The 25,658-nt window shown below is 73.2% G+C and carries 22 protein-coding genes; 12 read left to right on the forward strand and 10 right to left on the reverse strand.

Annotation, left to right across the window (positions count from 1 at the left end; all coding sequences use genetic code 11):
* Nucleotides 1-94 precede the first annotated feature (94 nt).
* The 6 genes from BOQ63_RS22130 to BOQ63_RS22155 form a co-directional block, all read right to left on the reverse strand.
* A complete protein-coding gene (locus BOQ63_RS22130; protein WP_030289793.1) occupies nucleotides 95-844 on the reverse strand; it encodes an HAD family hydrolase in 750 nt (249 codons plus the stop codon).
* A gap of 103 nt (nucleotides 845-947) precedes the next feature.
* Nucleotides 948-1,748, reverse strand: coding sequence for a VOC family protein (locus BOQ63_RS22135; protein ID WP_030289794.1), 801 nt, complete (start codon nucleotides 1,746-1,748; stop codon nucleotides 948-950).
* 189 nt (nucleotides 1,749-1,937) lie between these two features.
* Nucleotides 1,938-2,387, reverse strand: a complete 450-nt coding sequence (locus tag BOQ63_RS22140) for an SRPBCC family protein (RefSeq protein WP_046385446.1) — start codon at nucleotides 2,385-2,387, stop codon at nucleotides 1,938-1,940.
* A 106-nt stretch (nucleotides 2,388-2,493) separates the two neighbouring features.
* A complete protein-coding gene (locus BOQ63_RS22145; protein WP_051747253.1) occupies nucleotides 2,494-4,149 on the reverse strand; it encodes an LCP family protein in 1,656 nt (551 codons plus the stop codon).
* Nucleotides 4,150-4,427: 278 nt separating this feature from the next.
* The gene (locus BOQ63_RS22150) at nucleotides 4,428-4,922 is read right to left on the reverse strand and encodes a LytR C-terminal domain-containing protein (RefSeq protein WP_072654840.1); all 495 of its coding nucleotides are present in this window, start codon (nucleotides 4,920-4,922) and stop codon (nucleotides 4,428-4,430) included.
* An 18-nt stretch (nucleotides 4,923-4,940) separates the two neighbouring features.
* A complete protein-coding gene (locus tag BOQ63_RS22155) occupies nucleotides 4,941-5,930 on the reverse strand; it encodes a helix-turn-helix domain-containing protein (protein WP_030289798.1) in 990 nt (329 codons plus the stop codon).
* 377 nt (nucleotides 5,931-6,307) lie between these two features.
* Between BOQ63_RS22155 and BOQ63_RS22160 the strand changes: the two genes are divergently transcribed.
* The 3 genes from BOQ63_RS22160 to BOQ63_RS22170 all read left to right on the forward strand — a co-directional run bounded on the left by BOQ63_RS22160 (nucleotide 6,308) and on the right by BOQ63_RS22170 (nucleotide 8,220).
* Nucleotides 6,308-6,535 carry a hypothetical protein gene (locus BOQ63_RS22160; protein WP_030555336.1) on the forward strand — a complete coding sequence of 76 codons (228 nt, stop codon included), beginning with the start codon at nucleotides 6,308-6,310 and terminating at the stop codon, nucleotides 6,533-6,535.
* Nucleotides 6,536-6,679: 144 nt separating this feature from the next.
* Nucleotides 6,680-7,570, forward strand: a complete 891-nt coding sequence (locus BOQ63_RS22165) for a hypothetical protein (protein ID WP_141763844.1) — start codon at nucleotides 6,680-6,682, stop codon at nucleotides 7,568-7,570.
* The gene (locus BOQ63_RS22170; RefSeq protein ID WP_030289801.1) at nucleotides 7,504-8,220 is read left to right on the forward strand and encodes a VOC family protein; all 717 of its coding nucleotides are present in this window, start codon (nucleotides 7,504-7,506) and stop codon (nucleotides 8,218-8,220) included. The genes BOQ63_RS22165 and BOQ63_RS22170 overlap by 67 nt, the downstream gene beginning before the upstream one ends.
* On the opposite strand, the gene BOQ63_RS22175 is transcribed toward BOQ63_RS22170, so the two are convergent.
* Nucleotides 8,207-10,795, reverse strand: coding sequence for an AAA family ATPase (locus tag BOQ63_RS22175; RefSeq protein WP_158876544.1), 2,589 nt, complete (start codon nucleotides 10,793-10,795; stop codon nucleotides 8,207-8,209). The genes BOQ63_RS22170 and BOQ63_RS22175 overlap by 14 nt on opposite strands.
* A 224-nt stretch (nucleotides 10,796-11,019) precedes the next feature.
* On the opposite strand from BOQ63_RS22175, the gene BOQ63_RS22180 reads away from it, so the two are divergent.
* The 7 genes from BOQ63_RS22180 to BOQ63_RS22210 all read left to right on the forward strand — a co-directional run bounded on the left by BOQ63_RS22180 (nucleotide 11,020) and on the right by BOQ63_RS22210 (nucleotide 22,180).
* A complete protein-coding gene (locus tag BOQ63_RS22180) occupies nucleotides 11,020-13,296 on the forward strand; it encodes a TOMM precursor leader peptide-binding protein (protein ID WP_072654842.1) in 2,277 nt (758 codons plus the stop codon).
* Nucleotides 13,297-13,317: 21 nt separating this feature from the next.
* The gene (locus BOQ63_RS22185; protein WP_150476052.1) at nucleotides 13,318-14,826 is read left to right on the forward strand and encodes a SagB family peptide dehydrogenase; all 1,509 of its coding nucleotides are present in this window, start codon (nucleotides 13,318-13,320) and stop codon (nucleotides 14,824-14,826) included.
* The gene (locus tag BOQ63_RS22190) at nucleotides 14,823-15,635 is read left to right on the forward strand and encodes a biotin/lipoyl-containing protein (RefSeq protein ID WP_030289804.1); all 813 of its coding nucleotides are present in this window, start codon (nucleotides 14,823-14,825) and stop codon (nucleotides 15,633-15,635) included. The genes BOQ63_RS22185 and BOQ63_RS22190 overlap by 4 nt, the downstream gene beginning before the upstream one ends.
* A 12-nt stretch (nucleotides 15,636-15,647) precedes the next feature.
* Nucleotides 15,648-17,915: an NHLP family bacteriocin export ABC transporter peptidase/permease/ATPase subunit gene (locus BOQ63_RS22195; protein ID WP_046385445.1), complete on the forward strand. Its 2,268-nt coding sequence runs from the start codon at nucleotides 15,648-15,650 to the stop codon at nucleotides 17,913-17,915.
* Nucleotides 17,912-20,854, forward strand: coding sequence for an NHLP bacteriocin export ABC transporter permease/ATPase subunit (locus BOQ63_RS22200; protein WP_141763796.1), 2,943 nt, complete (start codon nucleotides 17,912-17,914; stop codon nucleotides 20,852-20,854). The genes BOQ63_RS22195 and BOQ63_RS22200 overlap by 4 nt, the downstream gene beginning before the upstream one ends.
* A gap of 33 nt (nucleotides 20,855-20,887) precedes the next feature.
* Nucleotides 20,888-21,241, forward strand: a complete 354-nt coding sequence (locus BOQ63_RS22205) for a YciI family protein (protein ID WP_030289807.1) — start codon at nucleotides 20,888-20,890, stop codon at nucleotides 21,239-21,241.
* Between the two features lie 219 nt (nucleotides 21,242-21,460).
* Nucleotides 21,461-22,180, forward strand: coding sequence for a G1 family glutamic endopeptidase (locus BOQ63_RS22210; protein WP_030289808.1), 720 nt, complete (start codon nucleotides 21,461-21,463; stop codon nucleotides 22,178-22,180).
* Nucleotides 22,181-22,231: 51 nt separating this feature from the next.
* Here the strand turns inward: BOQ63_RS22210 and BOQ63_RS22215 are convergent, their stop codons facing one another.
* Nucleotides 22,232-23,422 carry an MFS transporter gene (locus BOQ63_RS22215; protein ID WP_223886011.1) on the reverse strand — a complete coding sequence of 397 codons (1,191 nt, stop codon included), beginning with the start codon at nucleotides 23,420-23,422 and terminating at the stop codon, nucleotides 22,232-22,234.
* Nucleotides 23,423-23,565: 143 nt separating this feature from the next.
* Here BOQ63_RS22215 and BOQ63_RS22220 point away from each other — a divergent pair, with 143 nt between their 5' ends.
* Together BOQ63_RS22220 and BOQ63_RS22225 are read left to right on the forward strand one after the other, a co-directional pair.
* Nucleotides 23,566-23,658 carry a DUF397 domain-containing protein gene (locus BOQ63_RS22220; RefSeq protein WP_072654844.1) on the forward strand — a complete coding sequence of 31 codons (93 nt, stop codon included), beginning with the start codon at nucleotides 23,566-23,568 and terminating at the stop codon, nucleotides 23,656-23,658.
* 55 nt (nucleotides 23,659-23,713) lie between these two features.
* Entirely contained in the window at nucleotides 23,714-23,881 is a 168-nt protein-coding gene (locus BOQ63_RS22225) for a hypothetical protein (RefSeq protein WP_157846583.1), read from the forward strand.
* Between the two features lie 60 nt (nucleotides 23,882-23,941).
* Here BOQ63_RS22225 and BOQ63_RS22230 read toward each other — a convergent pair whose 3' ends face one another.
* Nucleotides 23,942-24,715: an alpha/beta fold hydrolase gene (locus tag BOQ63_RS22230; RefSeq protein WP_072654845.1), complete on the reverse strand. Its 774-nt coding sequence runs from the start codon at nucleotides 24,713-24,715 to the stop codon at nucleotides 23,942-23,944.
* Nucleotides 24,708-25,649, reverse strand: a complete 942-nt coding sequence (locus BOQ63_RS22235) for a Rieske 2Fe-2S domain-containing protein (protein ID WP_072654846.1) — start codon at nucleotides 25,647-25,649, stop codon at nucleotides 24,708-24,710. Before BOQ63_RS22235 ends, BOQ63_RS22230 begins: the two co-directional genes overlap by 8 nt.
* Nucleotides 25,650-25,658: the final 9 nt, after the last annotated feature.

Consider the following 25,658-nt stretch of genomic DNA (forward strand, 5'->3'; position numbering starts at 1 on the left):
ACCTCGCTCCGCTCGGCAGGGGCATTCGCCCACACGCGCCCCTCGACGGTCCTCCCCCGGCCTCCGGCCGGGGGGACCCCCGTGCTCCGCTCGCTCATGCTTTCCCCTCCCCCAGCAGCTCGGAGAGGTCGTCGACGACCACCGTGGCCCCGTCGCGGCGCAGTTCGTCGGCCTGTCCGGTGCGGTTGACCCCGACCACCGCGCCGAAGCCGCCGGCCCGGCCGGAGGCGACCCCGGCGAGGGCGTCCTCGAAGACGACGGCGTGCGCGGGTTCGACGCCGAGCTCGCGGGCGGCGTACAGGTAGGTGTCCGGGGCGGGCTTGCCGGGCAGGGCCTGCCGCTTGGCGACCACGCCGTCCACGATCAGGTCGAAGAGGTCCAGGATGCCCGCCGAGCGCAGCACGTCGCGGCAGTTGGCGCTGGAGGAGACCACCGCGCTGGGCAGCCCCAGCTCGCGCAGCCGGCGCACGTAGGCGACCGAGCCCTCGTACGGCGCGACGCCCTGCTCGCGGATCAGCCGCAGCACGGTGTCGTTCTTGGCCCGGCTGATCCCCTGCACGGTACGGGCGTTCGGCGGGTCGTCCTCGGTGCCCTCGGGCAGGTCGATGCCCCGGCTGTGCAGGAAGGCCCGGGTGCCGTCGAGGCGCGGTCGGCCGTCCACGTAGGTGTCGTAGTCGGTGACGGCGTCGAAGGGGACGAACTGCCCGCCGGTGCGGGCGGCTTCGGCGCGCAGGAAGGCGTCGAAGGTGTCCTTCCAGGCCGCGGCGTGCACCGTGGCGGTCTGGGTGAGCACTCCGTCGAGGTCGAAGAGGAAAGCGCGGATGTCGTCGGGTAGCCCCAGCATGGGTGCAGTCTGCCCCAGGGAGCGCGGGGGATGCCGCCCATTCCCGGCGGCGCGTCGCGGGAAGGGCGGCGTCCGGTCGCCGCGGCGGTGAAGGGCGGCGGGATCAGGGCGAGTCGGGCAGCTGGGCCTCGGGCGCCTGGATGACGGCGAAGACCGCGCCCTGCGGGTCCTTGACCACGGCCATCCGGCCGGACTGCATGTCGAACGGCGGCTGGACCACCGTGCCGTTCTGCTTGACCAGGGCGTCCACCACCGAGTCGGTGTCGTCCACCGAGAAGTACGGCATCCAGTGCGAGGGCGTGCCGGCGTCCAGGTACTTCGGGATCTCCTGCATGCCGCCCACCGTGCGGTCGCCGACGTTCAGCGAGTAGTAACCGTCCATGCCCTGGATGGTGGCCGGGCGCAGGCCCAGGGCCGACTGGTAGAAGCCGCCGGCCGCGCCGGTGTCGGCGGTGTTGAGCTCGTTCCAGACCAGTGCGCCGGGCTCGTTGACCACGCCCGCGCCGATGAAGTCCATCGCCTGCCAGACGCCGAACACCGCGCCGGTCGGGTCGGCGGCGACCATCATCCGGCCGAGCGCGCCGACGTCCATCGGGTCGTACAGGACCGTGCCGCCGGCCCCGGCGATGGCGGCCCTGGCCGCGTCGACGTCGTCCGAGGCGAGGTAGGTGGTCCAGGCGACCGGGGGCAGCGGCTGGCCCTCGGGCCCGGACTGCGCCATGATCCCGGCGACCGGGCGGCCGCCCAGCGTGCACACGGCGTAACCGCCGAACTCTGCCGGGCCGATCTCACCCTGCCAGCCGAACAGGTCACGGTAGAAGTCGAGCGCGGCCTGCTGGTCGCTCGCCATCAGGTCGATCCAGCACGGGGTGCCGGGCTTGTACGGGTCGGTCACTACGGGCATTGCTGGGCCTCCCGGAGGCGGTGGTGGCCGGCTGTGGTCGTCGGGCGGGCGGGGCCCGGCCCGACCGGTACGGCCGTCCGCGCGGACGGCGGTACGACGGGGTACACCGCCCACCTTCGGCCCGCCGCCGCGTTCCCGCCACCGGACGGCGCCCTGGCGGGCGACCGGCGGCCCGGGGCCGCCGGCTGCTCACTGCTCGTCGTGGCGCATCGTGGTGACGAAGTACGGCTGCACCTTGCCGCTCTGTGCGTAGTCCTTGAGCCGGACCAGCAGTTCGGCCCAGGTGCCGGCCACCATCGGGACGCCCGCCTCGCTGCCCGGCTGCCAGCCGCCGTGCCGGAAGAGCAGCCGGGTGCGGTCGGGCGCGTCGGGCTGGTCGGCGAGGTCCCAGCTGATCCAGGTGCCGGCCCAGTGCGGCGGGAATGCCCCGGCGTTGGCCCACAGCACCCGGTCCCGGTCGGCCCGCTCCCGACGCAGCCGGAACGGCTCGGGGACGCCGGGGAAGTCGAAGAGCAGCACGTCGCCCTCGCGGTCCACACCGGTGGTCCACCAGCTGGTCAGCCCGTCGTGGGTGTTCAGCGCGTCGAGCACGGCCGCGCGGGGCGCGGCGATGTCGATCTGCATGGCGATCTCGGGCACGGAGTCCGCCTTTCGGTGACCGGTGGGGCCCCCACTACCTGCCACGATGGCACGGCCCCGGGACGCACGCGCCCCGGGGCTGTCCCCGTCGGTCCGGTGCCCGCGGTCAGCCGCCGCTGCCGTAGGTGGTGTTCGCGCAGATGTCGTCGTCCGCCGAGCGGGCGTCGTTGGTGACGGTGGTGGGCAGCGGCGCCGCGGGCGTCTGGGCGCCCGGGGTGGTGCTCGCGGTGCCGGCCGTGGTCGTCCCCATGCCGTTGGCCGCGGCGAAGTCCTGGCCGACGATCACCGAGATGCCCCGCGCGCTGCTGGGCTCCAGGCTGGCGCCCGGGAACAGCGCGGCGACCTTCTCGGCGTTCGCCTTCTGGCTGGTGCTGTACTCGATCGTGGTGGTCTTGTACTTGGTGCTCGCCGCCTGGCCCGCCGTGCTGGCGGCGAACTTGGCGCCCTTGAGCAGGTCGGTCGCCTTGCCGGCCAGGCCGTTGGCGACGGTGCCGTTGTAGACCGCGACCTTGATCGAGGCGTTGGAGGCGTCCCCGGCCGGGGCGGCGGGCGTGCTGGGCGCGGCCTGCTGCGGGGGGGCGCTCGGGCTGCCGCCGGCGTCCGGCTGCTGGCCGGTGGCGTTCTGGCCGTCGATGGTCTGGTCGGCCCTGAGGGTCTCCCAGAGCTTGTTGGCGTCCGGCTGGACCAGGTCGATGTTGGCGTCCTGGGTGCGGTAACGCCAGGGCGCCGTCACGAACTTGAGGTCGTGCATGTCGATGTTCTTGAGCGACAGGCCGAAGGAGAGCAGCTTGTCCGCGGAGTCGAGCCCCGGGTCGACGGTCAGCGACTTGGTCGCCGCGTCGGCCAGCGGCAGCAGGTTGGTGGGGCTCATCCCCTCCTTCTTCATCTTGGTGGCGAGCGAGCTCATGAAGGCCTGCTGGCGCTTCATCCGGCCGATGTCGGAGCCGTCGCCGATGCCGTGCCGCAGGCGGACGTAGTCGAGGGCCTGCTGTCCCTCGACGGTCTGCTTGCCCTGCGGGAGGACGAGGTTGCCCTTCTTGTGCAGGTTGGGGTTGATGTCGCCCTCGTAGATCGGCTTCGGGAGGCAGACGTCCACGCCGTTGACGGCCTTGGTCATCGCGGCGAAGCCGTTGAAGTCGACCACGATGGTGTGGTCGACCCGGATGCCGGTGACCTTCTCCACCGTGTTCTGGGTGCAGGCCGGGTTGCCGCCGTCGCTGCCGCCGACCGAGAAGGCGGCGTTGAACAGGTCGTTGCCGCCCTTGGTCCACTTGCCGTTGGGCAGCTTGCAGGACGGTATCGGCACGATCGTGTTGCGCGGGATCGAGATGCCGACGGCGTGCTTGTGGTCGGCGTAGACGTGCAGCAGGATCGTGGTGTCCGAGCGGGCGCCGCCGTCCTCGCCGCCGCCGAGGTCGGAGTTGTTGCCGCCCCGGCTGTCGGAGCCGATCAGCAGCACGTTGACCGGCTTGTTGCCGTCCGCGTCGGCCTGGGCCTCCGGCGGGCGGTCGGTGGCGATCGCGTCGGCGTCGAAGGACTTGATGTTGGCGTTCAGCTTGTAGTAGATCGCGCCACCGGTGCCCGCGATCAGCACCAGCACGCCGGCCGCCGACCAGGCGACGATCTTCTTCACGTTCTTCTTGGGCTTGGCGCTGCGCCGTGCTGCCGCCCGTCCGCCGGAAGTGCCGTCCGCCGCGCCGGCGCCCTTGCCCTGCGCGGCGCGACGGGCCTCGGCCCGGCCGCCGGAGCGCGGCGCGGGCACGGTGCCCGGTGTACCTTCCGCCGGGAGCGCGTCGGACGCGCTCTCGCCCCGAGCCGGGCTCTCGCCCCTCCGACCTGACATGCGCGTACCTTTCACCGACGGAAGCGACGCCCCGGACGATCTGGCGCACCGCACAGGGGGAGACGGTCAGAACCGCTCCCTGGTTGTACGTACGAAGGTCGGTACAGTCCGACCATCGTGGCTTCCGATCATATTGAGACCGAAGGTGATCACTGACCTCCGGTACACCAACGACCCCGGCAGTCACGGGGAGATCCCTACAGAACCCCCCAAACCACCCGATTCGGACTCGGTGCTGTCGAGCGGCTCGGAACACGCGGTCGGCCGTCTCGGAAGACGCAGGGGATGCCGCCGTCGGCCTGGGCGTCGACCATCGGGCCCTGCCGGGCCACGTTGCTGCCCGGGTCGGTCGGGGCGGCGGTGGGGCGGCCGGAGGCGACGCCGGTGAAGGCGGCGCCGAGGGTCACCACCACGTGGCCGGCGGCGGCCGGGGCCGACTCGGTGGCGGTGACGCCGTAGCGGGCGGCGATCCGGTCGGCGGCGCCCTCGGCGCCCTTGCCGTAACCGGCCGTGGTGACCTTCGGCCCGGTGGCGGCCGGGCCGGTCAGGCCCTCCTCGAAGCCCAGGCCGACCAGGACCTTGGCCTCCCGTCCCCGACAGGTCTGTCGCGGCCCGGCGGAACACGGAAACGGATCAGGACGAAACAGTTCGACGGAACTGCCTGCAGTCCAGGCTTTTTGAGGAACGATCACCTCCACCGCCGGAAGCGGTCAGAGCCAGCCGCGCCGCCCGGCCAGCAGGCCGGCCTCGAAGCGACTGCGGGCGCCGAGCCGGTCCATCAGGTCGGCCATCATCCGGCGGGTGGTGCGCAGCGAGACCCCGAGGTGCTTGCCGGCGGCCTCGTCGGTGTAGCCCTGGCCGAGCAGGCGCAGGAGTTCCTGTTCCTGGCGGGTGAGGCCCTCCTCGTCGCGTTCGCGCGGGGCCCCGAAGGGGGTGGCGTCGGACCAGGTCTGCTCGAAGAGCGAGACCAGGGCGGCGAGCACGCCGGGTGACGAGATCTGGACGGCGCCCTTGAGGGTGTTGGCCGGGTCGATCGGGACGAGCGCGACCCCGCGGTCGATGACCAGCATGCGCAGTGGCAGGGCGGGCACCGTCCGCACCTCGCAGCCGAGGCCGGTCAGCCACTCGGCGTGCTGGACGGTGGCCCGGTCCTTGCGCACCGAGTCGAGGTAGACGGTGCGCATGGTCACGCCCCGGGCGAGCAGTGCCTCGTTGTCGGGGCGGCTGGCCTGGAGCGAGGCGGCGGACTGGGCGCCGCCGGGGCTGAAGGTGAGCAGTTCGTCGCGGACCGAGCCGACCAGCTCCTCCATCCGCGCCTGGACGGTGGCCATGCCGAGCAGCCGTTCCAGCTGGCTGTCCTCGCGGGCCGACTCGTCGCGGAACTGGGCGAGCATGCCGGAGATCTCGGCCTGGCGGCGCTCGAACTCCAGCTGGGCGCGCTGCTGGACGGATTCGTAGTACCGCAGCAGGGCGGGCAGTCCGACCCTCGGGTCGACCGGGCGCAGGGCGCCGGACGGCTCGCCCGGGGCGTCGTCCTCGCAGGGGCGGAGCAGGCGCAGGCCGGCGAGCTGGTCGAGGGCGGCGCGGACCTGGTCCTCGGTCAGGCCGAGCTTTCCGGCCAGCCCCTCGACATCCAGCTGATGATCGGTCAGCATCAACCGGTAGACCGCCTGCGCGGCATCGTCGATCCCCCGCGTCATCGGCGCACCACTCCCCCGTAGCCCGTACCGATTTCCGGCGCTCGGCCGGACAAGTCCGCTGCCCGATCATGCCAGGACGGACAGGTCGGGACAACTGCGTAGGCGTTTCTTCCGGGGCAGCACGGCGGCAACGGACGGCCGGTCGGGATAAAGGTAATGAGAAGGCAATGGCACCAAGGTGCCACGGCGATCTTCCTGCCGCCCCGAACACCTTCCGATAGCGCTAGACGTCCTCCAGACTTTCGGTTGTCGGGGAGCCGCGAGCTCCCCAGCCGGGCCCGCCGATGATCACGGACCGTCATCACCGACGGCCGACCGACGAAGTCGGGGAATTGGCCGGCACCCGCTTCCGAACACACTTGTCCTGGGGGTTCTCCATGCTGCTTTCCTGCCGCAAGCTCGCCTGTACCGCCGCGGCCGCGCTGGCCGTCGCCTGCGGCGTCCTGGCCGGATCCGCGCACGCCGCGACCGACTCCGCGCCGGCCGTCAGCCCCGGCACCGCCTCGGTGCAGCAGTTCACGAACCACCTCACCACCCAGCTCCACGAGTCCCAGCTGCTGATGCTCGGCGGCAAGGCGACCCCCGCCGACTGGCGCTGGGGATAACGGCCGCTTCCGCAGGCCAGCGCACCCGATGACTCCGCACCGGGACCGGCCGCCGGGCAGCCCGGCCGGTCCGCGGCGGAGAGCCGGCGTCCGAACCCCGGACGCCGCATAAATTGAATGTGCAACAAACCGCCAGGAGCGACAGTGCCGGTTATCGAGCCGATTGTGCTGAACTTCTTCGGCCTCCAGATCGCCCTCGTCCAGGCCGACCGCGACGAGATCTCGTTCCATTTCGGGCCGCACCTCACCGGGATTTCCCGGGACCCCGATCAGCTGCGGGTCGAATTCTCCCGGGCCCCCGGGAAGGACGCTCCCGGCGATTTCCTGGTCCGCCGCAGTGACGGAACGCCATTGCTGCGGCGCACCTTCCGGGGCTGGGGGAACGTCCCGTCCGCGGTCCCGCCGTTCGCGGCGCTGCAGGACCGCTTCTGCCTGGCCCAGGCCGTGGTGCTGGCCAAGGGCGGCGCCACCGTGGCACTGCTCGGCGGGCCGTACTCGGAGCAGGCCAACGTCGGCGCCGCGCTGGCCCAGCGCTCCTGGGAGTTCGTCTCCGGACGGCTTCTGGTGCTGGACCGCCGCACCGGGCACGTACTGCCCTACCTGGCGCCGCTGGAGGCGCGCGGACCGGCCGCCGCCTGGCTGCGCGGCGCCGGACTGCCCGACGGAACTTGGCGCTCCGTCACCTCGCCGGTCGGCGGCGAGGTGCTGCTGGTACGGCCGGAGAGCCTCGGTCCGGTGGTGCCGGTACGGGCCCGGCTGGCCCCGCCCGCGCTGGTCCGGCTGTGCCGCAGCGTCGACGAGGAAGTCCGCCTGGCACCATGGGAGTTCACCACCAGGACCTGGCCCGCCGGCTCCAGCGGACTGCTCGCCGACGCACCCACCCACTGCCTGCACCTGCCCGGCGTGAGCGGGGCGGAGGAGGCGGCCGGGCTGATCGATCACGCTTTGACCAAGGAGAAGGACGACCCGTGCCTCGACGTACCGGCTATGCCATCGGCGCACCGTGCTGGGCTGACTGCATCACTCCCGATCTGAACGGCAGCCGGGAGTTCTACTCGGCGCTGCTGGGCTGGGAGTTCGTCACCGAGTCGCCGGGATACCAGCTGGCCGTGCTGGGCGGCGAGGTCATCGGCGGCTTCGGCGCCGCCCCGGTGGGGCTGCCGCCGCTGGCCACCTGGAACGTCTACCTGGCGACCAAGGACGCGGAGTACAGCTGCGCGCAGGTCGGGCGGCTGGGCGGACGGGTGGTGATGCCGCCGGTGCCCGCCGGGGAGAACGGACGGCTGCTGCTCGCGGTCGACCCCTCGGGGGTCACGGTCGGCTTCTGGGAGGGCGCCCGGGCCGAGGGCGTGGTGCTCGCCGACGAGCCGGGCGCGATCTGCGGCCACGAGCTGCGGGTGCCGTCCGCCACCCGGGCCGAAGCCTTCTACGGGCCGATGTTCGGCTACCGGATCGGCGCGGACGGCGAGTTCGCGCTCGACGGCGTCGCCCACGCCCGGGTGGTGGAGAGCGACCAGGGCCGTCCGTGCTGGCTGCCGCTGTTCGGTACGGCCGACCCGGCGGACGGTGTCCGCCGGGCGGTCGAGCGGGGCGCCCGGCTGGTCCGGCCGGGCCGGGGGGAGCCGCCGGTGCTGCGCGACCCGTGGGGGGCGGAGTTCGGTCTGGTGACCGCTACAACGCCTTGACCGCGGCCCCCAGTTCGGGCCGCCCCTTGATCGCCAGCTTGCGGTAGATCCGCCCCAGGTGGGTGTCCACCGTGCGCTTGCTGAGGCAGAGCCGCTCGGCGACCTCCAGGTTGCTCAGGCCCTGCAGCACCAGTTCGGTGACCCGCCGCTCGCTCGGGGTCAGCCGGACCGGCCCGGCGTCGCGGGTGCCGATGGCCGGGCCGCTGCGCTCCTCCGCCGGGCGCGGCCGGGCGTCGCCGCCGGGCAGCGGGTCGGCCGCGATGGTCCGGGCGGCGGCGTGCTCGCCGAGCGCCTGGTAGGCCTGCGCCGCGTGGGTGCGCCACGGCACGCAGGCCGGGTTGGCCACGCCGCGGGCGGCCAGTTGGTGCCCGCACTCCAGGAAGAGCCGCAGGGCCTGCTGGTGGTCGCCGCGGTGGGCGGCGAGCAGGCCGCGGGCCTCCAGCAGCACCGCGCGCAGCAACGGGTGGGCCTCCGCGGGCAGCTCGACGGCGGCCAGCTCGGCCTCGGCGCGGGCGGCATCGGCGCGGGCGGCGTCCACCGGCAGGCCGCGGCGCAGCCGGGCCCGTACGGCCAGCGCCCGGGCGGCGCCCGCGAGGTCCTCGGCCCGGATCTGCCGGGCCAGTTCGGCGGCCTGTTCGGCGTCGGCGAGGGCGGCGTCCAGCCGGCCCTGCCGGTGGGCGATGTCGCAGCGGGCGAGCAGGGCGAGGGCGAGTTCGCCGCGGTGGTTCCAGCGCTGGGCGGAGCGGACCGCCCGCCCGGCCCAGGCGGCGGCCTCGTCCAGCCGTCCGGTCCAGGCGTAGGCCATCGCCGCGCCCAGGACGTCCGTCCCGGCCTCTGCGGGCGAGACCCGGCGCACGCAGCGCGCCGCCAGCCGGACGGCCGTACGGGGCTGGCCACCGGCGGCGGCCAGCGCGGCCAGGGCGCCGAGCATGCCGGTGGCGGCGGGCTCGGCCGGGTGGGCGCGCAGCGCGGCGAGGGCGGGCCGCAGGGCGGTGCGCCGGCCGGTCAGCACGGCCTGGGCGGCGAGCGGCAGCAGCAGCTCGGCGGGGGGCGCGGCCGTGGCGGCGAGCGCCGCGGCGGCCTCGGCGAAGGGGACGGCGGCGGCGCCGGCCGCGCTGAGCGCGAGCACCGGGCCGGCGAACGGCCGTAGCAGTCGGGCCCGTTCGGCCGGGTCGGGGGCGTTCGCGGCGAGCCCGGCGGCGCAGCGGGCGGCGGCGGCCACGTCGCGGTGGAGTTCGACGGTGCCGAGCTGGCCGGTGAGCGAGCGGACCAACTCCGGGTCGGCGGCGTCGGCGAGGGCGCGCTGGAGGTAGCGGGCGGCGTCGTCCCAGTGGCCGTCGGCGGCGGCCTCCCGGGCGGCGGTGCGCAGCACCGGGACGGCCCAGTCCAGTCCGGTGGTGCCGGAGGACATCAGGTGTTCGGCGGTGCGGGCGGCGGGGGCGCCGAGCCGGGCCAGCAGCGCGGCGGCCCGCTCGTGCAGGGCGACCAGGACGCGCGGGTCGGTGCGGGCCAGGACGGCGGTGCGGACCAGCTCGTGCCGGAAGGTCTCGGGCGGGCCGGGCTCGATCAGGTCGGTGCGGTGCAGCGCCTCGCGGGCCTCGTCGGCGAGCAGTTCGCCCTGTCCGGTGAGCAGGGCCGCGGTGGCGAGGTCGGCGTCGGCGCCCAGCACGGCGAGGCCGGTGAGCAGTTCGGCGGCCCGGGGGTGGCTCTGCCGCAGCCAGCTGAGGGTGGTGTCGGCGAGGGTGCCGGCGCCGATCCTGAGCACCTTGTCGAGGTCGGGCGAGCCGGGCGAGATCCGGGCGGCGGCCAGCCGGGCGGTGAGTTCCTCGACCACCAGCGGGTTGCCCCGGGAGAGGTTGTGGCAGACGGCGGCGAGTTCCGGGTCGACCGGGGCGTCGAACTCCTCGGCGACCCGCTCGGCCACGCAGCTGTCGCAGAGCGGGCCGGGGGTGAGGGTGCGGGCGTGGCGCAGGGCGGCGAGTTCGGCGGCCAGCGGGTCGGCGGCCTCGTCGGCGGTGCTGGCGAGCAGGGCGACCGGGAGGCCGTCGAGCCGGCGGGCGAGGTAGGAGAACCACTGCCGGGACTCCTCGTCGGCCAGGTGGAGGTCGTCCACGGCCATCACCACGGGTGTCCGGGATGTGAGCGAACGGGCCGCGTGGAAAAGGTTGTTCAGCACCCGTTCGCGCCCGTTTCCGGTGCTTTCGGAACCTGCCGGGAGGGCCCCCGGGTCGACGCCCGGAAGGGCCGCCGGAAGGGCTTCGGCGAGGAATTCCCCGGGTGATTCGCCCAGGAATTGCGAGGCCGCCGCCGAAGTTCTTGTCATGCGCATGAAAGGATCGAAGAGCTGGCGCACGACGCCGTACGGAAAGTCCCGCTCGTTGTCGTGGCAGCGGGCCCGCAGCACCACCGCCTCGCCCGGCATCCGGGCCAGCGCGGCCCGCAGCAGAGCACTCTTCCCGATCCCCCGCGGGCCCCTGACCAGCACGACCGCGGACCGGCCGGCGCCGGCACCCGCCACCGCACGTGCCAGCTCCGCCAGCTCCGTCTCCCGGTGCAGCAAAACCCCAGTCGGCACCGCAACCCCCCGTCGTACCTTCGCGCGGACACACCAGTATCGCCCTCCGCACCCCCCTGTCAACGCTCCGGCCGAATACGTACGGCACTACGTACCGCCCCGGTGGAATACGCAATTCCGCGCGATGCGTAGGTCGACGGCCCCGCCGAATATGCAGTATGTACATCGCTTTTGACGCCGTGTTCGAATACTCGCAACGACTTGTGAACACAGGGGGATGACTTATGGAGCGTCCGCGGCTCAAGGCCCATTTCCTCACCGAGACGGTGGGAGAAAAGGTCTTCCTGCTCGGAGAGGGGCAGGACTACCTCGTCCCGGGAGCCGCCGCGGTGCGCCTCCTGCCCTACCTGGACGGACGGCGCACCGTCGCCGAGATCCTCCAGGAGCTCGGCGGCGAGGTCGGACTCGGCCAGGCGCTGACCGCGCTGCGCCGCTACGAGGCGGCCGGGCACCTCGCCGAGGGCCGGCCCGACCTGCCCGACCACGTGCTCGCCTACTGGGACGCCCAGGGCGTCGACCCGGCCGTCGCGCTGGAGGCCGCCCGGGCCACCGAACTGCTGGTGCTCGCACTCGGCGCCGCCGAGGCCGCCCCGCTGGTCGACGCGCTCACCGCCACCGGCCTGCGAGCCCGCGCCGTCGCCGAGGACGACGCCGTCGCGGCCGGCCCGGACACCCTGGTCGTCGCCCTCACCGACGACTACCTCGACCGTGCCCTGGAGCGGCTGAACACCGCCCGGCTCGCCGACGGCCGCCCCTGGCTGCTCGCCAAGCCCACCGGCACCTCCCCCTGGCTCGGCCCGCTGCTGCGCCCCGGCGAGACCGGCTGCTGGAGCTGCCTGGCCCAGCGGATCAGCGGCAACCGCCAGGTCGAGCGCTACCTGGCCGGCAAGCGCGGCGAGACCGTGCCGCTGCACCCCACCCGCGCCGCGATCCCGGCCGGCCCGGCGATGACCGCCCAGCTGCTCGCCACCGAGGCCGCCCGCATCCTGGCCGACGAGTGCTGCTCCGCGCTCTCCGGCAGCATGGTCAGCCTCGACCTCAACACCCTGCAGACCACCGAGCACACGCTGGTCCGCCAGCCCCAGTGCCCGAGCTGCGGCGACCCGAAGCTGCTCACCGAGCGCAGCCCCAAGGTCGTCCTGCAGCCCAGCCCCGCCCGGCACACCACCGACGGCGGCTACCGCGTCCAGGCCCCGCAGTTCACCTACGACCGGCTCAAGCACCACATCAGTCCGCACCTGGGCGCGATCACCCGCCTCGGCGCGCACGAGGACACCGGCAACGGCATCACCTACAGCTTCACCGCCGGCCACAACTTCGCCATGGTCAACGACAACATGGACCTGCTGCGCCGCAACATGCGCGGCCAGAGCGGCGGCAAGGGCCGCTCCGAGATCCAGGCCAAGGTCAGCGCGATCTGCGAGGCGATCGAGCGCTACTCGGCGGTCTGGCGCGGCGAGGAGCCGGTGGTGCGGGCCGCCTACCGCGACCTCGACCCGGCCGTCGCCGTCCACATGGACGCCCTGCTGCAGTTCTCCGCCGCCCAGTTCGCGAACCGCGCCGAGTGGAACGCCGACCCCAAGCACCGGCTCCACCTGGTCCCCGACCCGTTCCCGGTCGACGCCGAACTGGACTGGACCCGTGCCTGGTCGCTCACCCACGACGAGGAGCGGCTCGTCCCCTCCGGCTACGCCTGGTACGGCCACCCCGACCTCCAGCAGCACTTCTACTGCGTCGGCGACTCCAACGGCTGCGCCAGCGGCAACACCCTGGAGGAGGCGATCCTCCAGGGCTTCTGCGAGGTCGTCGAGCGCGACGCCGTCGCCCTGTGGTGGTACAACCGGCTCGCCCAGCCCGAGTTCGACCTCGACTCGCTCAACGACCCGTACGTGGACACCATGCGCGCCTTCTACGCCTCGGTGGACCGCGAGCTGTGGGTGCTCGACCTCACCTCCGACCTCGGCGTGCCGGTGTTCGCCGCGATCTCCCGGCGCAAGCACGAGGTCGAGGACATCATGGTCGGCTTCGGCGCCCACCCGGACCCGAAGATCGCCGCGATCCGCGCGCTCACCGAGGTCAACCAGTTCCTCCCCTTCGTCGACCGCCGGGACGAGAACGGCAACACCCTCTACCGCACCGACGACCTGGAGACCCTGGAGTGGTGCAGGACGGCGACGATCGCGAGCGAGCCCTGGCTGCTGCCCGACCGCGCCGCCCCCGCCAGCACCCTCGCCGACTTCGCCCCGCTCGTCGGCGACGACCTGGCCGGACACGTCCGGGACTGCGTCGAACGCGCCCGGAAGGCCGGCGTCGAGGTGATCGTGCTCGACCAGAGCCGCCCCGACCTCGACCTCGCCGTGGTCAAGGTGATCGCCCCCGGCATGCGCCACTTCTGGCGCCGCCTCGCCCCCGGCCGGCTCTACGACGTGCCGGTGCGCCAGGGCCGGCTGGCCGCTCCGCACACCGAGGAGCAGCTCAACCCGAAGAACGTCTTCTTCTAGGAACGGCCGGGTGCAGACGAGATGACCACCGCCCTTGACGAGATCCACCTGCCCGCCGCCGCCCGTACGGTGCGCCGGCTGCGGCTGCGCCCCGACGGCGCGCTCGCCCCGCTCGGCCCCCGGGCCGTCCGGCTGACCGCGCCGGTCGGCGCGCTGAGCCTGCCCGACCTGGCGCCCGGCGCCATGGAGGCGGTGGCCGCGCTGGCCGCCGGGGAGCAGACCGAGGAGGAGCTGGCCGCCCTGGTCGCGGCCCGGGACGGCGACGCCGGGCTGCTGCGGTGGCAGCTGACCCGCCGCCGGCTCGGCACGGCCGGGATGCTGGAGCACTCCGTCCACCTGGCCGGCGAGGCCGCGGAAGAGCCACTGGCCCGGCTGCGCCCGGTCGGCCGGGGCGCCGCCGAGCCGGGGCCCACCCCGGACCCGACCGGCCAGGTGAAGCTGTCCCGCTTCGCCTCCGCCTCGGTCGAGGGCGGCGCCCTGCTGGTGCGCGCCCCCGGCAGCCCGCTGGCCGTCCAGCTGACCACCAGGGCGGCCGGCCTGCTGGCCGCCCTGGCCGGCTGGACCAGCCCCGCCGCGCTCGCCCAACTCCCCGGCGGGCTCCCACTGGACGCCGTCCGGCAGACCCTGCGGCTGTTCGCCGCGGCCGGCCTGCTGGCCTACGGCTCCCCCGGCGCCGAGCCGGAGGCCGAGGAGCAGCGCTTCGCCCAGTGGACGGCCGCCGACCTCGCCTTCCACTCCCGCACCCGCCGGCCCACCTCCGTGGCCGGGTACGGCGGCACCTACCGCTTCGGCGACCGCTTCGCCCCCGAGCCGGCATCCCCGGCGCCCTTCGCGGGCCGCAAGGTCGCCCTGCCCGTCCCGGACCTGGACGAACTCGTCCGCACCGACCGGCCGTTCACCGAGGTGCTGGAGCAGCGCCGCTCGGTGCGCGACCACGACGAGCGGGCGCCGATCACCCTGGAGCAGCTGGGCGAGCTGCTCCACCGCAGCGCCCGCCGCCGGCAGACCTTCACCGGCGGGGACGGCCAGGAGCTGGCCGACCGGCCGTACCCGAGCGGCGGCGCGGTGCACGAGCTGGAGCTGTACCCGCTGGTGACCTCCTGCACGGGCCTGGAGCCCGGGCTGTGGCACTACGCGACCGACCGGCACGAACTGGAGCTGGTCAGCGAGCCGAGCGCCGCGACCGCCCAACTGGTGAAGAGCGCCCGCGAGTCCAGCCTGATGCAGACCGACCCGCAGGTGGTGCTGCTGGTCACCGCGCGCTTCGGCCGGGTGATGTGGAAGTACGAGACGGTCGCCTACCCGCTGATCCTCAAGCACGTCGGCGCGCTCTACCAGACCCTCTACCTGGTCGGCGCCGCCATGGACCTCGCGGTCTGCGGCCTCGGCGGCGGCGACGCGGCCGACTTCGCCGCGGCCAGCGGGCTCGACTACTTCACCGAGGGCAGCGTCGGCGAGCTGGTCATCGGCAGCCGGCCGCCCACGCTGCGCCAGGACGTCGGCGTCCCACGGAGAGAAGCCAGACGATGAAGTTCCGTTTCAAGGCGCTGCAGCGGATGCGCGAGCCGGACGAGCTCGACTCGCCGACCCTGCTCGCCGCGCCCCGGGGCTGGATCGCCCTGTTCGTCGTGATGATCACCATGGCCACGGCGCTGCTGTGGACCTTCGCCGGGAACATCCCGATCACCGTGGACGCTCCCGGCCTGCTGACCCACCCGCACGGCACCGCGATGATCCAGAGCCCGTTCGGCGGGATGGTCCGCACCGTGCTCGCCAAGCCCGCCGACCAGGTCCGGCAGGGCCAGTCGGTGGTGCGGGTCGAGGACACCGAGGGCCACAGCCGGGAGATCACCAGCCCGTTCGGCGGGCGGGTGGTCGGCCTGTCGGTCACCGACGGGCAGGTGGTCGCCCCCGGTTCGCCGGTCGCCTCGGTCGAGCGGGTGGACGACCCGCAGGAGCGGGTGGTCGCGATGGTGTTCGTGCCCGCGACCCGCAGCGTCGGCCTGGAGCCCGGCGACCAGGTGGACCTCAACGTGTCCACCACCCCGGCCGGCACCTTCGGCCTGCTGCGCGGCACCGTCAGCTCGGTCAGCCCGTACGCGCTCACCAGGGAGGCCGTATCCGGCCTGGTCGGCGGCGACCTCGCCGCCCAGCGCTACCTCGGCAAGGACGCGCCCCGGCTGGTCGTCGTCGACCTGACGCCCGACCCGGACACCCCGAGCGGCTTCGCCTGGACGTCCCAGAGCGGCCCGCCGCACCCGCTGGGCACCCAGGTCGCCGTCACCGCCACGATCAACGTCGGCCGGCAGACCCCGTTCAACCTGATCCTCGGCCGCTGAGAGGAGGCTCCGATGACAGCCACGATCCCGGAGACCACCTCCGTCTCCCCGGAGGAGAAGCAGAAGAAGCCCCGCCGCGGCCGCCCCACCCGGGCGGCCGCGCCGCGGCGCTGGCGGCACGCCGTCCCGACCGTCCTGCAGATGGAGTCGGTCGAGTGCGGCGCCGCCAGCCTCGCCATGATCCTCGCCTACCACGGCCGTTGGGTCCCGCTGGAGGACCTGCGCGGCGTCTGCGGCGTCTCCCGCGACGGCGCCCGCGCCTCCACCCTGCTGAACGCCGCCCGTACGTACGGGCTCACCGCCCGCGGCTACCAGACCGAGGCCGAGAAGCTCCGCGACCTCGACGGCCCGGTGATCATCTTCTGGGCGTTCCAGCACTTCATGGTGGTCGAGGGCGTCCGCACCCGGTACGGCCGCACCGTCGTCGCCGTCAACGACCCGGCCAGCGGCCCCCGGCTGATGGAGTGGGAGGAGTTCGACTCCGGCTTCACCGGCATCGTGCTCTCCTTCGAGAAGGGCCCCGACTTCCAGCCCGGCGGCGACAAGGGCGGCATCGGCCGCGCCCTGCTGGAACGCCGGCTGCCCACCGGGCGCGCCATGCCGCTGGTGCTGCTCGCCAGCCTGCTGCTGGTGCTGCCCGGCATCGCGGTCCCCGCGTACACCCGGGTGTTCATCGACCGCGTGCTGGCCGGCAGCGGGAGCGGCTACCTCCTCCCGCTGCTGGCCGCCATGACCGCCACCGCCGTGGTCGTGTTCGTGCTGACCTCCGTCCAGCGGCACTACCTGCTGCGGATCGAGATCCGGATGGGGCTGGTCAGCTCCGCCCGGTTCTTCCGGCACCTGCTGCGGCTGCCGGTCGACTTCTTCCTGCAGCGCCGCCCGGCCGAGGTCGCCAAGCGGGTGTCCGGCAACGACGTGGTCGCCGAGATCCTCTCCCGCGACCTCGCGCTCACCGTGATCAACCTCGGCCTGGTGCTGTTCTACGCGGCCGTGCTGATCCGCTACGACATCCTGCTCGGGGTGGTCGGCGTCGGCATGGCGCTGCTCAACGTGGTCGTGCTGCAGGCCGTCGCCCGGGCCCGCACCGACGCCGTCGCCGCGCTGCGCACCGACCGCGGCAACCTCACCGCGACCACCTTCACCACGCTGTCGCTGATCGAGACCGTCAAGGCCACCGGCGCCGAGCAGGACGCCTTCGGCCGCTGGGCCGGGTTCCTGGCCAAGGTCGTCACCGCCAAGCAGAAGCTGGGCATCCCCAGCGCCGTGCTCACCGTGGTGCCGCCGATGCTGGCCGCGCTGAACAGCGGGCTGATCCTGCTGGTCGGCGGCCAGCGGGTGGTGGACGGCGCGATGAGCGTCGGCATCCTGGTCTCCTTCCAGACCCTGCTGGCCGCGCTCAGCCGGCCCGTCACCCAGCTCACCAACCTGGGCGGGCGGCTCCAGGACGTCACCGCCGACATCAAGCGGCTGTACGACGTCGAGCGCTACCCGGTCGCCGCCGCCTTCGCCCGCCCCGAACCGCCGGCCGGGCCCAAGCTGGACGGCACCCTGGAGTTCGAGGACGTCCGCTTCGGCTACAGCCCGCTCTCCGAGCCGATCATCAAGGACCTCAGCCTGACCGTCGTCCCCGGCCGCCGGATCGCCGTGGTCGGCGGCTCCGGCAGCGGCAAGTCCACCCTGGGGCGGCTGCTCACCGGCCTCTACACCCCGTGGTCCGGCCGGATCCTGCTGGACGGGCGGCCGCGCGAGGAAATCTCCCGCACCGTCCTGGCCTCCTCGCTGGCCTACGTCGACCAGGACATCTCGCTGTTCGAAGGAACCGTCCGGGACAACCTGACGCTCTGGAACGACGACGTCCCGGACGAGGCCGTCACCGCCGCGCTGCGCGACGCCGCCGTCTTCGACACCGTGATGACCCGGCCCGGCGGCATCCACAGCCCGGTCCTGGAGGGCGGCCGCAACTTCAGCGGCGGCCAGCGCCAACGACTCGAACTGGCGCGGGCGTTGGCCAGCGAGCCGACCCTGCTGGTGCTGGACGAGGCGACCAGCGCACTCGACCCGGAGACCGAGCGGGTGATCATGGACAATCTGCGCCGCCGGGGCTGCGCCTGCCTGATCATCGCGCACCGGCTCTCCACCGTCCGCGACGCCGACGAGATCATCGTGCTCCACGAGGGCTCGATCGTCGAACGCGGCACCCACGACGAGCTGTTGGCGCTCGGCGGCCACTACACCGCGCTCATCGAGTCCGCGCGCCGCGAGGAGGAGGACGAACTGTGAGTCTTGCCGTGGAGGTCTTCTCGCCGTTCCTCACCGAGGCAGCCGAGGCAGCCGAGCCCGCGGGTGAGCGCTACCTCGTGCTCGACGACCCCGGGCGGATGCTGCTGGTCCGGTCCGGCGCCGTCGACCTGTTCGCCGTCCGGCTCGACTCCGGCACGCCCCAGGGCCGTTGGCACTTCCTCTGCCGGATCGAGGCGGGCACGCTGGTGCCCGGCACGGCGGCGGCCGGGGCGCGCCGCGGCATCGTCGCCCGGCCGGTGCTCGGCGCCGAACTGTCCCACCTCGCCACCTCCCGGGTCGAGGGACTGTCCGGCGGTGCTTCCGGCGGTGCTTCCGGCGGTGCTTCCGGCGCCGCCCCTGCCGCCTCTGCCGCCTCCGAGCAGTTCCTCGCCGGGCTGGCCCGCGGCCTCACCGCGCTGGCCGGCGCGCTGCGCGACACCCTCCCGCCGCGCGAGTTCACCCCGCTCGACCCGGCGGAGCCGACCGTCCTCAAGAAGGGCCAGGCCCTGCGCTCCGTGGACGGCCTGCAGTGGGTGCGGGTCGAGGAGGGCACCGTCGAGGCACCCGAGGGCGCGGGCGAGTTCACCGAGGGCGCCGAGGTCTGCCTGACCGAGCGGGACTGGCTGGTCGCGACCGGCCCGGCCACCGTACGGGCCCGCTCCCCGCGCGAACTCCTCGACCGGGGCGGCCTGTGGGAGCGCCTCGCCGCCCACTGCGGGCGGCTGCTGGACGCCGTGGACCGCCGGATCGAGGGCCGCCGCACCGCCGAGACCGCGCAGATCGCCACCCGCCGGGAACGCGACGCCGGCACCCTCGCCGACTCCGCCCGCGGCTTCGAGACCATCCTGCGCGACACCGCCTCCCGGCTGCGGATCGGCGACGCCACCGGCGACGAACCGACTCTGGCCGCCGCCCGGCTGGTCGCCGCGCACGAGGGGTTCAGCGTCACCGCCCCGGTGGCGGGCAGCGGCCACGACCGCCGGCTCGACCGGCTCCAGGCCATCGCGCTGGCCTCCCACGTGCGCACCCGATCCGTCCGGCTGGACGGCAGGTGGTGGCAGAACGACCTCGGCGCGATGGTCGGCTACCGCAAGGCCGGCGCCCCGGTCGCACTGCTCCCGCTGGGCAACGGCTACGTACTGGCCGAGGGCGGCAAGGTCACCCCGCTGACCCCGAAGCTCGCCGCCGAACTGCAGAACAAGGCCACCGTGCTGTACCGGCCGCTGCCCGCGGCCGTCCGCACCGTCGCCGGGCTGCTCCGCTTCGGCCTGCGCAACAACCGGCAGGACCTGTGGATGTTCACCGGCATGGCCGCCCTCGTCGCACTGATCGGCCTGCTCGTCCCGGTGATGACCGGCGAGGTGCTCGGCACCTTCGTCGCCCACGCCCAGCGCAACCTGATCACCGAGGGCGCGCTGGTGGTGATCGGCTCCGCGATGGCGGTGGCCGCGCTGTCCATCGTGCAGAACATCGCGGTACTGCGGATCGAGAGCCGCTCCACCGCCGCCATGCAGGTCGGCGTCTGGACCAGGCTGCTGTCGCTGCCCGCGCCGTTCTTCGCCAACTACTCCACCGGTGAGCTCGGCACCACGGTGCTCGGCGTCAGCGCCGCCCAGGAGACCCTCTCCGGGATGATGACCACGGCGACCCTCGGGCTGCTGACCGGTCTCGCCAACCTGGTGCTGGTCTACTTCTACGACCTGCGGCTGGCCGGGCTGGCCACTCTGCTGGTGCTGGTCGGCGTCGGGGTGGGCCTGGCCGCCGGACGGCTGGAGGTCCGCTGGCAGCGCCGGCTGTACGCCCACGAGCAGGCGATGTCCGCCCGGGTCTTCCAACTGCTCACCGCCGTACCCAAGTTGCGCGTCACCGCGGCCGAGGACCGGGTGTTCGGGGTGTGGGCCGCCGAACTCGGCAAGGGCCGCGGCCTGGCCGCCTCCTCGCGCCGGGTGCAGAACGCCGTCACCACCTTCAACGCCGGTTTCCCGCTGGTGTGCTCGGTGGTCATCTTCGGCGTCATCGCCGGACCGCTGGACGGCGACGTTCCGATCCCCGTCTTCCTCTCCTTCTTCACCGCCTTCAACCTGCTGATCGCCTCCAGCCTCCAGTTCACCTCGGCGGCCGTCACCGCGATGGGCGTCGTACCGATGCTGGAACGGCTGCGGCCGATCCTGGAGGAGAAGCCCGAGGTCGACGACACCAAGGCCGACCCCGGCGACCTCTCCGGCCGCCTCGGCCTAAGCCACGTCACCTTCCGCTACGGCGAGGACGGCCCGGCGGCCCTCCAGGACGTCACGCTCAGCATCGAACCCGGCGAGTTCGTGGCGATCGTCGGCCCCTCCGGCAGCGGCAAGTCCACCGTGCTGCGTCTGCTGCTCGGCTTCGAACGCCCGGAGAGCGGCACGGTGCTGTACGACGGCCAGGACCTCGGCGAGCTGGAGGTCTCGGCGGTCCGCCGCCAGTGCGGGGTGGTGCTGCAGAACGGCGCACTGCTCGCCGGGGACATCAAGGCCAACATCGTCGGCTCCACCAACCACACCCTCGACGACGCCTGGGCCGCCGCCGAGATGGCCGGCATCGACAAGGACATCGCGGCCATGCCGATGGGCATGAACACCGTGCTCTCCGAAGGCACCAGCACCCTCAGCGGCGGCCAGCGGCAACGCCTGATGATCGCCCGCGCGCTCGTCTCCCGGCCCCGCATCGTCTTCTTCGACGAGGCGACCAGCGCCCTGGACAACCCCACCCAGCGCCTCGTCACCGAATCCACCCGCCGGCTCAACGCGACCCGGGTGGTCATCGCCCACCGGCTGTCGACGGTGGCCGAAGCCGACCGGATCATCGTGATGGACCAGGGCCGGGTGGTTCAACAGGGCCGCTACGAGGAGTTGTTGGCCGACCGGGACGGGCTGTTCGCCCGGCTGGCGCACCGGCAGATGTAGCCGGTGGACGGGTAGACGGAAGAAGAGAGAACGATGGAATACACCCTGCTCATTCACGGCGACGAGCGGGTCTGGAACGGACTGAGCGAGGCCGAACAGGCCGAACTCGACGCCGCCCACGTGCGGTTCGGGCGCGCGCTGCACGAGGCCGGGGTCACCGTCCGCTACGGCGCCGGGCTGCGCCGCAGCTGCAGCGCCCGGCTGGTGGTGCCCGGCGGCGGCTCCGAGGCGCCGGTCTCGGACGGGCCGTACCGGGAGGGGCACGAGCACCTGGGCGGGCTGTGGGTCATCGACGTCGCGGACGAGGCGGAGGCCGTGTCGTGGGCGCGCTGGATGCCCGCGGCGCCGGGCGACCTGGTCGAGGTCCGGCCGGTACGGGTGACCTGAGCACAGTGGAGCATGAAGGCCCCCGTCCTGGGAAGACGGGGCCTTCATGAGTTCGGTCAATTCTTGGTCGCGCTAAGGCAATTGACGCCTCAACAATGTCCGTGTGGTCTTGCCCCGCTCATGACAGTCGGCAACTCTGTACTGCCACCCCTCAACGGCCGACCCCAACGGCCGGGCTGGCGCGTGCACCTCCTGCTCGCCCCCAACGAAGGAGCCGACATGCGCAATTTCGTCATACGCCTCGCCACCCTCGCGGCGGCCGCCACCACACTCGCCGCCCCCGCGGCACCGAGCACCGCGGCGGCCGCCCAGAGCCTGGCGTTCCGCCCCCTCGCGTACAACACCAACGGCTACAACTGGGGCGGCTACGCCGCCACCGGCAGCGGCTTCACCTCGGTCTCGGCCTCCTGGACCGAACCGGACGCGGTCTGCAACTCCACCAACGACCTCTACGCCCCCTGGGTCGGCATCGACGGGTACGGCTCGTCCTCCGTGGAACAGACCGGCGTCGCGACCGACTGCTCCAGCGGCAGCCCGGTGAACCAGGCCTGGTACGAGATGTACCCGGCGAACCCGGTCTACCTGAGCCTCAGCTCCTACCCGGTCTCGGCCGGCGACCACATCAGCGCCTCGGTCACCTACGCCGGGAGCAACCGTTACACCCTCAAGCTCACCGACTCCTCGCAGGGCTGGACCTACACCACGACCAAGTCCGTCTCCGCACAACGGACCAGCGCCGAGGTCATCATCGAGTCGCCGACCGGCTCCTACCCCGACTTCGGCACGCTGAGCTTCACCTCGGCGACGGTCAACGGCAAGTCCCTCGGGTCCTTCAGCCCGGTCGCCCTCGACCCCAGCGCCAACGGCACCTACGAGGCCCGCACCAGCGGCCTCGGCTCCAGCGGCACCAGCTTCACCGACACCTTCCTGGCGGAATAGCCATCGTATCGAGGAGCAGGAAGTCGGCCGGGCCGACTTCCTGCTCCTCTTCTACGGTTCCCGAGCTGCGGAAACGTGCGCCACCGCTGCGGCGACGAGCGCGACGCACCCGCCGAGCAGCAGCACCGTCGACGGCGACGAGGCGTCGACGACCGCACCGCCGACCAGGGCACCGAGCGAGATGGTGGCCTGGAAGGAGGAGGTGAAGACGACGGTGGCCGCCTCCTGCGCGTGCGGGGCCGCGCGGACGAACCAGGTCTGCGCACAGACCGGGACGGCGCCGTAGGCGAGGCCCCACGCCGCGAGCAGCAGTGCCGCGACCGGCCAGGTGGTCCCGAGGGCGGGCAGCAGCAGCACGGCGGCGGCGAGCAGGCCGATGGCGAGGGTGAAGGTGGCGCGCCGCCGGGCCGCCCAGACTCCGCCCACGACGTTGCCGACGACGCCCGCGGCCCCGTACACCAGCAGGAGCGCGGTGACGGCGTCCGGGCCGGCCTGGGTGACGTCCTCCAGGAACGGGGTCACGTAGGTGTACGTGCCGAAGTGGGCACTCACCAGGAGGAGAGTCACCACCAACCCGGCCCGGACCGACCGCGTGCGCAACAGCCCCCGCAGAACGGCGAGCCTGGTCGGGGCCTCCGGCGGCAGCGGGGGCAGGGTCGCGGCGAGGGCGGCGAAGACAGCGAGGGTCAGCAGCGCCATGGCCGCGAAGGCCGCCCGCCACCCGGCCAGGTGGCCGAGCAGCACCCCGGCGGGCACGCCCAGGACCGACCCCAGCGGGACGGCCGAGAAGATCACCGTGTTGGCCCGGGCCTGCCACTCCGCCCCCGCCACCAGACGCGGCGCGAGTCCGGCCCCGACCGACCAGAACCCGCCGATCACCACTCCGAGCACGATCCGGGCGGCGAGCACCGCCCAATAGCCGGGCGCGAGCGCACTGACGAGATCGGCCAGCGCGAGGGCCAGCATGAGCCCGCACAGGACCCGGCGCCGGTCGGCCCGCCGAACGGCGACCGTGACGACCGGGGCGGCCACGGCCGCGACGATCCCCGGCAGGGTCATCATCAGCCCGGCGGTGCCGTCCGAGATCCGGAAGGTGTCGCCGATCGGGGTGAGCAGGCCGATCGGCAGGATCTCGGTGGTCACGACGGAGAAGATCCCCGTCATCACGGAGACCACGGCCAACCAGCTGCGCACCGAGGTACGGGCAGCAACGGGCGATGTGAGCAGAGAAGTTGTGGGCACGCAACCAGTCCAACAGCGGTGCCGGGCCCCGGCTGGCGCGATTGCGACCTCAACGTCCGAAGCGTCCGGGGCCGCGAGGCGTGCGGTTCAGGTGGCATCGGGGGCGACGAGGTCGAGTCGGCCCAGACGGTCTTCGCGTTGGGGTGGTCCGCGACTCCAAGGACAAGACCGGCTCCCACCTCTCCTTCGACCCGTCCGCCTGGCAGGCGTTCGTAACGTTCGCCGCCACCATCTGAATCTGACGCCGGGGAGGACCCAATGGCGGCCTGTACGCAGTGCTCCGCATCTGCGGTGATCGAGGATCTCGACGTGCAGCCGCCGCAGACCTGGTCCCTCGGGTGCGCGACCGCACGCGTGCGGGCCGGTGATCCGATGATCAACTACCGCTCGCTCAACCGCGATAGCGACTACGCACACATCCTGGCCGGTGGCAGCACCCAGGTGTTGCCCTTCGGCTGACGGGCGCACCAGAGCAGCCCGCTCCCTGTCACCGTAGGGAGCGGGCCGCTTTGGTGTGCCTCAGGCCAGGTGGGCGGCGATCAGCTCGGCGCTGGCGTCGGGGCGTTCCAGGAGGGGGAGGTGGCCGGTCTCCTTCAGGGTCTCCAACTGGCAAGCCGGGACGGTGGCACGTAGGAGTTCGGCGTTGCGGACGAAGGCGGGCATGTCTTCGTCGCCGAGGACGACCAGGGTGCGGGCGGTGATGCGGCGCAGGTCCTCGGCAGTGTGCTTGTGGGAGGTGAGGGCGTCCATGGCGCGGTTGCCGAGTTCGGCCCAGGTGTGGCGGGCGACGACCTCGCGGAGAGAGGCCCGCAGGGCGGGGTGGCGCTGGGTGCCGGTGAAGATGTCGGGCGGGGACTGCATCCAGAGGTCGGCCAGCTGCTCACCGGGCCCGACCATGCGGTAGAGCATCGAGAGCTGCTGGTAGCGAACCCTGGCGGAGTCCTCGTTGGGGGTGCCGGCGAGGGTGGGGGCGGCGAGGACGAGGTTGTCGACCAACCCCGGCTCCTGGATGGCGAGTTGGATGGCGGACATCGAGCCGAAGGACAGGGCGACCACCGACCTGGCGCCGGTTTCCTTCGCGACCTCGGCCAGCTGCCCGGCCAGGGCGGTGAGCGGCAGCCCCGGGGGGAGCGGGGCGGATCCGCCGTGGCCGGGCAGGTCGATGCCGATGTGGGTCCAGCCGGGGAGGCGGTCCCACAGGGGCTGCCAGGTGGTGGAGTCCATGGTGTAGCCGTGGATCCAGAGCACGGCAGGGCCGCTGCCCCGGCGGCGCAGGTGCAGGGCTTCAGGCATCAGTGCCTCCGGAGAAGTCGGCGCAGAACCGGCGGAAGGCGAGGACCGGCGCGTCCCGGGCGTCGTAGCGCGGGGTCATGGCGTGGTCGAGGTGTTCCCAGACCACCTTGTCCTCCGCCAGAGCCTTCTCGCTGCCGCCGAGCAGGGCGGGCAGCGCGGCGCGCTGGTGCTCGCGGACGCCGATGGCGACGCGGGCGGTGCAGCCGCCACCAGCGGAAGGTACCGAACCGGTGACGATCACCTGTCGTTCCGACTCGGGCCCGAACTCGGTGACGACCACGTTCGGGCTGAACGCCTGGGCGTGGAAGCGCGGCTTGAAGTCCCACCGCACCCGGCCCGTACGAACCGCCTCCCAGCGGATCTCCTCCAGCCGGCGCGCGTCCTGCCAAGGCGAGGCCTGCATCAGGAACTGGCCCTCGATGACCAGCTCCCCGTGTTCACCGATACGGGTGGCCATCCCCTGGTTGCCGGGCACGCCGTGGACGGCCTTGAAGTGGTCCGGGTCGAAGGCGTTCTCCACCACGTACTCGGACGGCACGTCGACGGGCAGGCTGACGGCCGCCACCAGCGGGTAGTCGGTCTTCCAGCCCTTGAGGGACTGCTCGAAGCCTCGGTCGCCCGCCGGGTCGTCGGAGAGCCGGACGAACACGGCGTCGCCCCACTCCAGCACCTGGTGCTCTGCGACCGACCAGTGCTTGGACGAATCCCCGAGGCCGATCCGCTTACCGTGGAACGGGCAGACCACGCAGTCGCCTTCGCGGCGTCCGCCGTAGCCCAGGTGGGCTCCCCGGTGGGGGCAGGAGGCGTCGAGGACGCGCAGCCGCTCGTCCTCCCGGAGGGCGATGAGGCGACGAGGCCCGATCGCCAACGGCGTGATCTCGTCGGCCAGTTCGGATCGGAAGGCCAGCAGGTACCAGCCGTGGTGCACAGTCATGGGGCTCGC

This window comes from Streptomyces viridifaciens (genome assembly GCF_001888885.2).
Lineage (GTDB): Bacteria > Actinomycetota > Actinomycetes > Streptomycetales > Streptomycetaceae > Kitasatospora > Kitasatospora aureofaciens.